Genomic DNA, 12,790 nt, shown 5'->3' with positions numbered 1-12,790 from the left:
GAGATGAAAATTGAGCTGGCTTCCTCTTACGGTTTTTGTTTTGGAGTAAAGCGTGCGATACGTATCGCAGAAGAGCATAAAGGAAGCAAAACCTATGGTCCCCTGATCCATAACAAAGATGAGATCAACCGCCTCAAAGAAGGTTTCAGTATCGGTCTGGCAGAGAAGCTTGAGGATATAGATGCAGATGACTCGGTGGTGATCCGTACCCATGGTATCCCCAAACATGAACTCGCTGTGTTGAAGGCACAGAAAAATGAAGTGATCGATGCAACCTGCCCCTATGTGACCACGCCTCAGCAGATCGTTGAACAGATGAGTGAAGAGGGGTACTCTATCGTGATCTTCGGGGATAAAAACCATCCTGAGATCAAAGGGGTTGTCAGCTATGCGGTCAACCCCCAAGATGCGTTTATCGTACTGGATGCCGAGGAGCTTGAAGATCTGCCCCTCCGAAGCAAGGTAGCGCTGGTTTCCCAAACGACGAGGAAACCGGAAGATTTTTTAAAGATTGTCAATGCGCTGATCCTGACACGTAAAGAGGTACGCGTTTTCAATACGATCTGTAATGCGACATTTGAGAACCAGGATGCGGCAGCAGCCCTTGCAAAACGCGCAGATGTCATGATCGTAATCGGCGGAAAACACTCCTCCAATACCAAGCAGCTGCACAGTATCTGTAAGCGTGATTGCGAAGAGAGTTATCTGATCGAAAATGAGCAGGAACTAGATCCTGCCTGGTTTGAAGGGAAAGAACTCTGCGGCATCTCTGCAGGAGCTTCAACCCCTGATTGGATCGTACAGAACGTGATCGATAAAATAGAAAGTATGCAAAAAGAGGGATAGTGATGCACTCGATTACCTTAAAACCTATCTCAAAAATTGACGGAGAGGTCAATCTCCCCGGTTCAAAAAGCCTTTCAAACAGGGCGCTTTTACTTGCTGCACTCGCAGAAGGTACTTCAAAGATCACCAACCTTTTGGAGAGTGATGACACAAGGCATATGCTCAATGCCCTGAAGATCCTGGGGGTGAACTATCAGCTCTCTGAGGATAAAACCGAATGTGTAATAGAGGGTAATGGCGGAGCATTTGAGCATAGTGAAGAGATCGAACTCTTCCTGGGCAATGCAGGAACGGCCATGAGACCATTGACAGCAGCACTCTGCCTTGGTGTAGGACGTTACCATATGACCGGAGAACCTAGAATGGAAGAACGGCCTATCGGGCACCTTGTGGATGCATTGCGGCAGGCCGGTGCAAAGATCAGCTATGAAAAAAACGAGGGGTATCCGCCGCTCACTATCGATGCTGACGGTCTAGAGGGAGGTGAAGTGGAAATTGACGGAGCGATCTCCAGTCAGTTTTTGACCGCTCTGTTGATGGCAGCACCGCTGATAGAGAATGATACAACGATCAAGATCAAAGGAGAACTCGTCTCAAAACCCTATATCGATATTACACTGGATATCATGAAGGATTTCGGTGTCACGGTAGAGAACAGTGACTATCAAGTGTTTAGAGTGAAGGGCGGACAGAGTTACAAGGCTGTAGAGAGCTTTATGGTTGAGGGGGATGCCTCTTCGGCCTCTTATTTTCTTGCTGCTGCAGCGATCAAAGGCGGCAGGGTCAAAGTGACGGGTATCGGCAAAAAGAGTATCCAGGGTGATATACGCTTTGCAGATGTCCTGGAGAAGATGGGTGCAGAAGTGGAGTGGGGCGATACCTATATCGCTGTAAGCAGGGGAGAACTCCATGCGATAGATATGGATTTTAACCATATCCCCGATGCTGCGATGACGATCGCTACCACCGCGCTCTTTGCAAAAGGTACGACTACCCTGCGCAATATCTATAACTGGCGTGTCAAAGAGACGGACAGGCTTACTGCGATGGCAACAGAACTGCGTAAAGTAGGGGCTGAAGTCGAGGAGGGGGAGGATTACCTGAAAGTAACCCCGCCTGCTGTACTCAAGCACGCTGCCATAGATACCTATGATGATCACAGAATGGCAATGTGCTTTTCTCTTCTGGCACTTGATCCGGCCTCTGTGACCATCAATGAACCTGAGTGTACGGCAAAGACCTTTCCTACCTATTTTAATGTACTTGAGAGTATCTCCTCTTAAGTACCGGATAAATCCGCCAAAACTATCCTAACTATCCTTAAAATAAAGCGATCAAGAGAAGTTTATACCTGCTTATATTCAACGTTTACGCTGCTTAATAAGCTATTTATTAGTAAGCGTTATTTTTAAAAAAAAAGGTATAATAACACAAAATTTGTGTACACATAAGGATAGATTGGTATGAAGTTCGAAGATATCGAAGTAGAAGATGTAGATTTTGAGGCGATGCTAGAGGAATCGTTTAAAAAAGCAGAGTCAAAGAGTGATTTAGTAAAAGGTACAATCGTTAAGATCGATGAGAAAGATAACCTTGCAGTCGTAGATATCGGTGGTGGTAGAGATGCAAATCTAAGCCTGGACGAGATCAAAGACGAAGAGGGGAACAACCTTTTCAACGTGAATGACGAGATCGAAGTTGTAACACTCGGTAGAGGTAAAGTATCATATAAAGCAGCGCAAAGCAGAGCAGCAATCAATGAGTTCATCTCTGAGTATGATGCTGAGCAAGAGTACATTATCGAAGGTACAGTGACTAAGAAAAACAAAGGTGGATATGTTGTAGAGGTTGACGGTCTTGAGTTCTTCATGCCACGTACACTCTCTTACCTTTCATCAAAAGTAGACCCAGTCGGTAAAAAAGTAAAAGCGATTATCGTAAAAGTCGACAAAGATAAAGGTTCTGTAGTTGTATCAAGAAAAGAGCTTATCGAAAGAGATAAAGCAAAAACAGAAGAGATCGTCAGCGCACTTCTTGAAAGCAAAGAACCTGTAGTCGGTACAGTGAAAAAGATCACTTCATACGGTATGTTTGTAGATGTAGGTGGTATGGACGGTCTTGTTCACTACTCACAGATCTCTCACAAAGGGCCGGTTAATCCAGCAAAATACTTCAGCGAAGGTGATGAAGTAAACGTAGTAGCACTTGACTATGACAAGAAGAAAAGACATCTTTCACTCTCGATCAAAGATGCGAATCCAGATCCATGGGCTGATATCGACTCTATCATCGGTGTGGGCGATACAGTAACAGCTACCGTATCAAACATTGAACCGTATGGTGTGTTTGTAGACCTAGGAGAAGATCTTGAAGCATTCCTTCACGTATCTGAAATCTCTTGGGACAAGAATGTAAAACATCCGAAAGATTACCTCGAGAATGGTCAAGAGATCAATGTAGAAGTAATCGAAGTGGATAAAGAGGGTAGAAGACTTAGAGTAAGCCTTAAAAATCTTCTTCCAAAACCAATGGATGCATTTGCTTCTGAATTTAAAGTAGGTGATACTGTAAAAGGTGCAGTAACTTCAATTACTGATTTCGGTGCGTTTGTGAAAGTTGGACCGGTTGAAGGTCTTCTTCATAACCAGGAAGTATCTTGGGATAAGAGCAAAAATGCAAAATCAGAGCTTAAAGTAGGCGATGAAGTTGAAGTGAAGATCATCAAGATCGATAGAGATGCGGAGAAAGTATCTCTTTCCAAGAAAGCTTTGGAAGATTCACCGGTAAGAGCATTTGCACAAAACCATAAAAACGGTTCTATCGTAACCGGTACAGTGAAAGATAAAAAAGACTTCGGTGTATTTATCCAACTAGAGGACAATGTTGATGCATTGATCAGAACTGAAGATCTTCACCCGCTTAAATTTGACGAGGTCGAAAAAGGTCAAGAGATCAAAGGTGTGATCAGCTTCATCGATGCAAACAATGATCGTATCAGAGTATCTGTAAGAAGACTTGAGCGTCAAGAAGAGAGAGAAGCGATGGAAAAACTCAATCTTGAACAAGACGACAGCATGACTTTAGGTGATGCATTTGGTGATGCATTTAAAAAATAATCACCTTTTTAGATAAATTAAAGCTTCAAACTCTATACTTCGATGAAATAAAATGAGGTAATTTTTACCTCATTTTAAAATCATACTAAATTATGTGTTCTTAATAAATTTAAACAAAGGTTATTACATGTCAAAAAAGACTATTGTTGTTTGTGACCACATCCATCAGAGTGGTTTAGATATCCTTGCAAATGATAATGATATTGAGCTAATCAATGCTGCAGATGAGCCGAAAGATAAATTGATCGCAGAGATCATTCAGAAAGCTGATGTAGCGATTACGCGTTCTTCTACAGATGTGGATGATGCCTTTTTGGCAAATGCGAAAAAAGTGACTGCCGTTGTACGTGCAGGTGTAGGTGTAGATAATGTTGATATCCCTGGTTGTAGTAAACAGGGGATTGTAGTAATGAACGTTCCCACTGCCAATACCATTGCTGCAGTAGAATTGACAATGACGCATATGCTCTCTTGTGTCAGAACTTTCCCTTATGCCCACAATAATCTAAAACAAGATCGTATTTGGAGAAGACAGGACTGGTATGGTACTGAGTTGAAAGATAAAAAACTCGGTATCATCGGTTTCGGTAATATCGGATCACGTGTAGGTAAAAGAGCAAAAGCGTTTGAGATGGATGTGATCACATACGATCCATACATTGATTCATCAAAAGCAACAGATCTTGATATCAAGTATACGAAAAACTTCGAAGATATTTTGGATTGTGATATCATCACGATTCATACACCAAAGACCGAAGAGACGATCGGTATGATCGGTTCTGAAGAGATCGCCAAGATGAAAGACGGTGTCATCCTTATCAACTGTGCAAGAGGTGGTCTCTATGAAGAAGAGGCACTTGTAGAAGGGTTGAAATCAGGGAAGATCGCGATGGCAGGGATCGATGTATTTAACAAAGAACCGGCAACAGATCATCCGCTTCTTGACCTTGACAATGTCACAGTGACACCTCACCTCGGTGCAAATACCAAAGAGTCACAAAGAAATATTGCTACACAGGCAGCTGAAAATGCTATCGCAGCAGCAAAAGGTATCTCTTATCCAAATGCACTGAACCTGCCAATCAAAGAGAATGAACTTCCTGATTATGTACGTCCATATCTTGAACTGATTCAGAAGATAGGACATATCTCTGCACAGGTGACTAAGTCAGCGATCAAATCGATCAAAGTGACAGCAAAAGGCGAGATCGGTGAATATGTAGAGTCTTTGGGTACGTTTGCAACGGTAGGTGTATTGACAGAGTCTCTTTCTGACCAGGTAAACTATGTCAATGCCGAGTTTGTCGCGACTGAGCGCGGAATTGAGATCATCAAAGATATAAAACCGAATACCAGCGGATTTACCAATAAGGTTGAAGTAAAACTGACAACACAAGAGAGTACTATCACTATCGGTGGTACGGTCTTTGACGGTACAGAGCAGCGTATCGTTGAGATCGATGAGTATATCCTTGATGTTGAACCAAAAGGGACGATGGTCTTCTTCAGAAATACAGACACTCCGGGTGTGATCGGCGATGTAGGTAGAATCATGGCGAGCCATAACCTGAATATCTCTGACTTCAGACTTGGACGAGATAAGAAACAACAGGCACTTGCGGTTGTTAAAGTTGACGGCCAGGTGACTAAAGCGATCCTTGATGAACTCTCATCACTGGAAGCGTGTATCAGCGTAAGCCACGCCTCTCTATAATTTTAACAGCCTTTTGGCTGTTTTAATTCGTCATTTCCCCGTTAATATTATCATAAGTAATATATGATATAATCCCCACTTATTATAAGTTTATCTTAGCAACCTCTCTGTTTGTTAGGCTATAATTGTATATTTATTGGGAGTAATTAGCATGAAAAAGTATCTGATCCTTCTTTTTGCACTGCCGCTTTTTGCCGGTTTGGAGAATCTACAGTTGCAGAAAGCACTTAAACTGCTGGAAGAGAAGAACCTTGAACTGAAAGTATCTCGCTTTGAAGCGCAGATGAGAGCCTATGAGGCACAGGCAGCAAAAGGACATCACTTTGGTAAACTGGATGTCACGGTCAGCGGGATGCGCTCCAATGATGCCGGTAATGTCTTCGGATTTAAACTGGCTAGCCGTGAGGCTACATTTGGTGATTTCGGTTTTAGTGAATTTCTTAGTCCGTTAGGGCAAGCGATCTATGATGCATCTCAGGATATACCACCGCAAGATATGAGTGGATTGTTGGCGGTGCAACCCGGAGATTTGAACTATCCTGAAGCGAGAAACCACTTCCAGACGAAATTTTCCTATATGCTTCCGCTCTATACCGGCGGTAAACTGACAGAGTATGGACGTATCACCGAATCGATGCACCAGATGAGTCTTTTTGATACCAAGCAGCTGCGCAATGAAAAAATCTTTCAAACCAAAAAAGCATTTTATGACATTTCACTGGTAGAGAACTACATCGGTAATCTCTCAAAAATTCTTAACAACATCAATCGACTGGAAAATATCGTATCTACAATGAAAAAAGAGGGGTATGCCCAAAATATTGACCTGCTTGAGGTCCAGGCGCGCAAAGCTGAGGCACTCAGTATGTACAATCAGGCCAAGCTCAATAGGGATCTCGCCTATCAGTTCCTCTCATTTCTTCTCAATACCGAGGTCACCTCGATAGAGAGAATCAGCGATATCGCACCTATCCCCAATATAGATCCAAAAAATATCGAAGCGAAAAATATCGATATTCAAAAAGCGATGCTTGGTGAGAAGATCGCAGATATGGCCGTTGGTGTAGAGGCGGCAAACTTTTTACCGACTGTGGGTGCATTTGCGGAGTATGGAAGTGCTGATGACAAATTTCTGAACGAGTTTAAGCAGAAAGACTCCTATACCGTAGGGGTACAGCTCCAATGGAATCTCTTTTCCGGAGGAACAGACTATGCCAACCTTGAAAAAGCGAAGGTAAACCGTCTTAAGGTGCAAAGCCAGGTAGCACTGGCAAAGAGCGGGATCAATCTGAAAGCGAAAAAGCTTGAGACAGAGATCAGAAGCAAAGATGCAGATGTGAAAAGTTATCAAAAACAGTTGCAGTTTGCACGCAAAGTCTATGAAAACTATCAGGGAAGATATCAGGAGGGCATGGTCTCTATCTCTGATGTGCTGATCAAGCAGTCCAAAGAACTTGAAATGTTATTGAAGCTTTTAACTGTAAAAAATGACAGAAATACGAAAGTCTTTGAACTGAATTGTCTGTTGAACAGTTGTAATATATAAGAAGTAAGGAGTAGCGATGAAAAAACTAATCACATTGATGACCCTGTTATGTTTAACAGTTGGTGCATATGCCATCGAGATCGAGTTGAGCGGTTCTGTGATCTCGGATAACCAGAAGATGATCACCAGCCGTTATATGGGATATGTAAAAAATATGGCGGTAAGTGAAGGAGATATTGTAAAGAAAGGTCAACTACTTTACGAGATCGACTCTAAAGAGATCGAAGCGGCAGAAAGACAGGTCGACCTGGCAATATCACAGGCAAGACTGGCACTGCAGATGAATAAGAGCCAATATACCAATGTCCTTACCAACCTGGCAAGACATCAAAGACTGTTTGAAAAGAAAATGGTTTCCAAGTATGAGTTGGAGACATTGGAACTTGCTGCAGCAAACCTCAAAGATATGGTTGAGATTGCCGAAAAGCAGGTCAAGCAGGCTGAAGCAAAAAAAGAAGAGGTACTCAATCAGTATAAGTACCTCAAGGTCACTGCACCAAATGACGGCGTGATCGTTGACAAGAAACTGAATGAGGGAGAGATGGCAATTCCCGGCATGCCGGCAGTCGTGCTTACTGATCTCAGCCGTTTGAAAGTTGTCGCTGAGATTTCCGAAAGTCAGCTGGGGTATATCAAGGTAGGTAAAGAAGTGGAATTGACGATTCCATCGATAGCATTTTCAACAAAAGGAAAAATCTCTTCGATCATTCCCAGCTCAAACCCTATGACACACAAGTTCAAGATCAAGATGGAGTTTGATAAAAAGAGTGCTTCTGTTTATCCGGGAATGTATACTAAAATTATCATAAAGCGTGATGATGATGCAAACCAACAATAAGAATCAATACGAAGTAACAGATATCGCAGGTAGGCTTGCCAAAGGTTTTCTCACAAATCCTTTGACAGCTGTCCTGGGTGCTTTTTTGATCCTGATGGGATACTTGGCACTGAGTATCATGCCTCGTGAAGAGGATCCTCAGATTGCAATCTCCGGCGGGGCTGTGATCGTTCCGATGCCGGGTGCATCTCCCAAAGAGATAGAAAATGTCATTATCAATCCTCTGGAGCGTAAGCTCAGAGAGGTCAGCGGGATCGAGCATATCCATGGTATGGCGATGGATAATGTCGGTGTGGTCAATGTCATGTATTATATCGGAGAGGATAGAGAGGACTCAAACCTCAAGCTTTACGATAAAGTGATGCAGAATATGGATCAGATGCCAAAAGGGACAATGCAGCCGATTGTAAAACCGTTTGATATCGATATCGATATTCCTATTGTCAGTATCGCTTTTTATCCCAATCCAAAGAGCGATGTATCAGAAGTAGAACTCTTTAAACTGGTAAGAGAAGTACAGCAAAAGCTTAATGCGGTAGATAATATCGCAAAAACCACACTCAAAGGTGCACGTAAAGCACAGTACAATATCGAAGTGGATATGGGTAAACTCTCTGCCTATCACCTCTCCCTCGGTCAGATCATGAAAGCCGTGCAATCCGTAGCGGTCAATGTCCCTGATGTAAAAGGAAGAACCCGGTCTGATAAACTTGTGATCTTTGGCGTCAAAAATGCGATCGAGAAGGTAGAAGATGTAGGCAATGTGATCGTGGCACAATATATGGGCTCACCGATCTATCTTAAAGATGTGGCAAAAGTCACAGAAGGCATGGATATCCAAAACTTCCAAACTGCAGAGATCCTTCATAAAGGTACAAAAGAAGAGCAGTTAAGTGAAGCAGCAAAACAGGTGACACTGACAGTTGCCAAACTTGCAGGGACCAATGCCGTATTTGTTGCCAACGATGTCATGGATGTACTGAAGAGCTATGAAGCAAGACTTGAAAAAGAGGGTATCAGCTACCTGGTGACAAGAAATTATGGTACCAGAGCGAATGAAGCGGTAAATGAACTGATGCACCACTTGGTCATTACGATCATCATTATTGCGGTGATGCTTGTCTTTGCCTTGGGGTGGAAAGAGTCTGTTATCGTTACCTTTACGGTACCGGCAATTTTGGCGATCACACTCTTTGTGGCCTATCTTTCGGGACAGACGATCAACAGGATCACACTTTTTGCATTCCTGTTGTCACTGGGCCTCCTGGTGGATGCAGCCATCATTGTGATAGAGAATATTCATAGACACCTGCATGCACACGATGTGGACAGTAAAGAGATGGATGAACTGCTCATTGAAGCAACGGATGAGATCGGAGCACCAACCAACGTAGCGACACTGGCAATCATTATGACGATGGTTCCGATGGCGTTTGTCGGGGGTATGATGGGGTCCTTTATGCAGCCTATCCCTTATAATGTTCCTGTGGCACTGATCGCTTCACTTTTTGTAGCCTATATCTTTACGCCGTACTTAAGTTTGAAACTACTGAAAAAACCAACACACAAGCATCACCATAACGGGGAGGGGCACTAATGAAAAAATTGGAAAACTTTATCTTTGGTATCCTTAACGAAAAGAAAAAGAAGAAACTTGTTGTCATCCTGACAGCAGTGGCGTTCTTTGGTTCACTCTTGATGTTCCCTACCAAAATGGTACTGGCTAAAATGCTTCCGGGTAAAAGTGACAATACTTTTTCGATTTATGTCGATACCCCTACAGGCTCTTCTATCGAAGAGACCAAACGTGTCAGTTCGTGTGTGATTGACTTCTTGAAAAAAGAGGAAGAGGTGATGCATATCGAGCTCTTCCTTGGGCAGGGCATTCCTCTGGACTATGCAGGTCTGGTCAAGGGTGCGAGTATGAAACAGACAGAGAATGTGGCTGAGATATCGGTGAACCTTACAGACAAACACGAGCGTGATGAGCCCTCATTTCTAATGGTACAGCGTCTGCGTCCTGTCATCAAAGATACCTGTCTGCCACTGGTGAAAGATACGACTATCAAGTTCATTGAACAGCCGGCAGGTCCTCCGACACTGGCATCAGTTGTTGTCGAAGTGCATGGTGAAAACCTTGCAAAGATCAGAAAGCTGGCACTGGAGAGCTCTTCTATTTTAAGTCAGACAGAAGGACTTGTGGATGTGGATGTGATGGCAGATGATCTCTTTGACAAATATGAACTGATCCCTGATCAGGAGAAGATCTCCCGTTCGGGACTGAGTGTAGAACAGGTCAATAACATTCTCTATCTTGCATTTGAGGGGATGGTGATCTCGCACAAAAACTCGAAGAATATCTCTGATCAGATACCTATTTTCCTGATCTTGGAAAAAGAGAGTAAAGAGCTTTTTTCAAAAGATGAAGATGCGCTTAGCAGTAAACTCTCTTCACTGAATCTTATGAATCAGCAAGGGATGATGGTTCCGCTAAGTGAGGTGGTCAGCATCAGAAAAGTAAAATCAAGTCCGATGATCATGCATAAGGATCTAAGTCGTATGATCAATGTGATTGCAGAGACAGATATGGTCTCCCAGGTTTACCCACTGCTTGATGCAAGAGGAAAGATGATCGACTATTTCGAGAAGGAGTTTATCGTGGAGAAAGAACCGGGTATCAATACCTATATGTTCGACCTTCACCTTACGGATAAAAAAACAGGTGAGAAGTTCCTGCTGCGCTGGGATGGTGAGATGAAAGTAACACTGGATACTTTCAGGGATCTTGGCGGAGCATTTATCTCTGCACTGGTACTGATCTTCTTACTGCTGGTGGTCTACTATAAGAGTTTTATACTCAGTGGTATCATTCTGCTCGGTTCTTTCCTTTCGCTCATCGGGGTGATCGTAGGGCACTGGGTAGCGAACTGGTTTACAAGCGAGACTTTCTTCCTTACTGCAACCTCGCTGATCGGGTTTATCGCATTGATGGGGATCAGTTCCCGTAATTCACTCCTGCTTATTGACTTTACAAAGTCGTTGATGGAGTGTCAGGGGATGCCGAAACGTAGAGCGATCGCTGTTGCTACGGCAACGAGGGCTAAACCTATCGCATTGACGGCAGTAGCGATCATCCTTGGTTCTGCATTGCTTGCGAGTGACCCTGTATTTGGCGGTCTGGGTGTTGCCCTGATCTCAGGTACTGTCGCGGCAGTCTTTGTCTCACTTCTGTTTGTCCCGATTCTGATGGACAATGCCAAGGCGATGGATTTTGAGAAAGCCGAGTGTGATATAGCGCATAACAATATCTCTGTCACGAAATAGGTTTTTCCAAACCGATTTGTTCCCACCCAACTGTGGGAACGTTCGCCCCTCTTCTTTTTTATTAACCAACCATAGGGTATAATTTGTCCAATTATTTTATTTTGAGGAGCTAGAATGGCTACAATCGGCATGGGTGATATGAAAAAGGGTACAAGACTTGAGCTTGACGGAAACCCTTATAAAGTGATAGAGTTTCAACATGTGAAGCCAGGTAAAGGTGCTGCGTTTGTAAGAGTAAAGATCAAAAACCTTCAGACAGGTAAAGTGATTGAGAAGACGATCCATGCAGGCGATAAGTTCGAGGTACCTGAGCTTGAGCAAAAAACGATGCAGTTCCTGTACGATGACGGTGAGTTCCTGCAGTTCATGGACACGGAAACATTTGACCAGATCGGACTAACACATGAGCAGGTAGGTAAAGAGACATTTGATTTTATGATCGACGGTATGGAAGCAGAGGTACTTTTCCATAACGGAAAAGCGATCTCTGTTGAGATCCCTCAAACAGTCGTACTTAAAATCGTTGAGACTCCGCCAAACTTCAAAGGTGATTCACAAGGTGGTAAAAAACCTGCGACACTTGAGAGTGGTGCCGTGGTACAGGTTCCGTTCCATATCCTTGAGGGAGAGATGATCAAAGTAGATACCGTAGAGGGTAAATACCTGGAGAAAGCAAAATAGTTTTTATCCGGGTTCTCCCCGGTCTCCCCACATTTCCCCCTTTTCAATAACTTCACACTCTTTTCAAATTTATCAGTTTCACTGTTTCTATTTAGCATTTATTGATCTTATATCGTTATAATCATTACAACTATAGTGATAAAAGGAGTCATGTCATGGCAAGTGTAGTATTACCCCTGGCAGAAGGGTTTGAAGAGCTTGAGGCGGTTGCCCTGATCGATGTGATGCGTCGCGGAGGGATCGATGTACGTGTTGCATATATCGGTGAATCACCTCTTGTTTTGGGTGCGAACGGGATCACCATTGAAGCGGATAATGCGATTGATCATATCAAAGCAGATGAGTTTGATATGATGGTACTTCCCGGCGGATGGGGCGGAACTCATGCATTGGCCGAAAATGCTACAGTGATCTCTCTGCTTCAGGAGTTTAAAGAGAACAAAGTAATAGGTGCGATGTGTGCTGCACCGTACGTGCTGAAAGAGGCAGGAGTATTGGGAAGTGACTATACCTGTTACCCGGGCGCGAAAGAGGAGATCGACCATCCGGGATACAGAGAAGACAGCAAAGTGATCGTTGATGGTAATGTGATGACCTCACAGGGACCGGGTACTGCTGTATGTTTCGGGCTTGCCATTGTTGAGAGACTGGTCGGTGCCGAGACAATGCAGAGTGTGAAAGAGGGAATGTTACTGGATTATTGTTAAATTCTGAGCGGGGTT

General features: G+C 43.4%; 10 protein-coding genes. All 10 read left to right on the top strand.

Annotated elements, in window-relative coordinates; translation table 11 throughout:
• Positions 1 to 3 precede the first annotated feature (3 nt).
• The 10 genes from AC4JOV_RS10225 to AC4JOV_RS10180 all read left to right on the top strand — a co-directional run bounded on the left by AC4JOV_RS10225 (position 4) and on the right by AC4JOV_RS10180 (position 12,775).
• Entirely contained in the window at positions 4 to 846 is an 843-nt protein-coding gene (locus tag AC4JOV_RS10225) for a 4-hydroxy-3-methylbut-2-enyl diphosphate reductase (protein ID WP_229937682.1), read from the top strand.
• Positions 847 to 848: 2 nt separating this feature from the next.
• Positions 849 to 2,129 (top strand): 3-phosphoshikimate 1-carboxyvinyltransferase, encoded by a 1,281-nt coding sequence (gene aroA / locus AC4JOV_RS10220; protein ID WP_229937683.1) that lies wholly within the window; start codon positions 849 to 851, stop codon positions 2,127 to 2,129.
• 180 nt (positions 2,130 to 2,309) lie between these two features.
• Complete coding sequence (locus AC4JOV_RS10215) at positions 2,310 to 3,962, top strand: 30S ribosomal protein S1 (protein WP_229937684.1); 1,653 nt, start codon at positions 2,310 to 2,312, stop codon at positions 3,960 to 3,962.
• A gap of 127 nt (positions 3,963 to 4,089) precedes the next feature.
• Entirely contained in the window at positions 4,090 to 5,679 is a 1,590-nt protein-coding gene (serA, locus tag AC4JOV_RS10210) for a phosphoglycerate dehydrogenase (RefSeq protein ID WP_229937685.1), read from the top strand.
• Positions 5,680 to 5,830: 151 nt separating this feature from the next.
• Entirely contained in the window at positions 5,831 to 7,225 is a 1,395-nt protein-coding gene (locus AC4JOV_RS10205) for a TolC family protein (RefSeq protein ID WP_229937686.1), read from the top strand.
• Between the two features lie 16 nt (positions 7,226 to 7,241).
• Positions 7,242 to 8,063: an efflux RND transporter periplasmic adaptor subunit gene (locus AC4JOV_RS10200; protein WP_229937687.1), complete on the top strand. Its 822-nt coding sequence runs from the start codon at positions 7,242 to 7,244 to the stop codon at positions 8,061 to 8,063.
• Positions 8,041 to 9,660 (top strand): efflux RND transporter permease subunit, encoded by a 1,620-nt coding sequence (locus tag AC4JOV_RS10195; RefSeq protein WP_491522150.1) that lies wholly within the window; start codon positions 8,041 to 8,043, stop codon positions 9,658 to 9,660. The genes AC4JOV_RS10200 and AC4JOV_RS10195 overlap by 23 nt, the downstream gene beginning before the upstream one ends.
• Entirely contained in the window at positions 9,660 to 11,387 is a 1,728-nt protein-coding gene (locus AC4JOV_RS10190; protein ID WP_256444108.1) for an efflux RND transporter permease subunit, read from the top strand. Before AC4JOV_RS10195 ends, AC4JOV_RS10190 begins: the two co-directional genes overlap by 1 nt.
• A 114-nt stretch (positions 11,388 to 11,501) precedes the next feature.
• Entirely contained in the window at positions 11,502 to 12,068 is a 567-nt protein-coding gene (efp, locus tag AC4JOV_RS10185; RefSeq protein ID WP_229937688.1) for an elongation factor P, read from the top strand.
• 155 nt (positions 12,069 to 12,223) lie between these two features.
• Positions 12,224 to 12,775 (top strand): DJ-1 family glyoxalase III, encoded by a 552-nt coding sequence (locus tag AC4JOV_RS10180; RefSeq protein ID WP_229937689.1) that lies wholly within the window; start codon positions 12,224 to 12,226, stop codon positions 12,773 to 12,775.
• The last annotated feature ends 15 nt before the right edge of the window (positions 12,776 to 12,790 follow it).

The sequence above is a fragment of the Sulfurovum sp. MH2-6 genome (assembly GCF_058374785.1).
The sequence above is the reverse complement of the archived record's forward strand: the minus strand, read 5'-3'. Positions and strand labels throughout refer to the sequence as shown.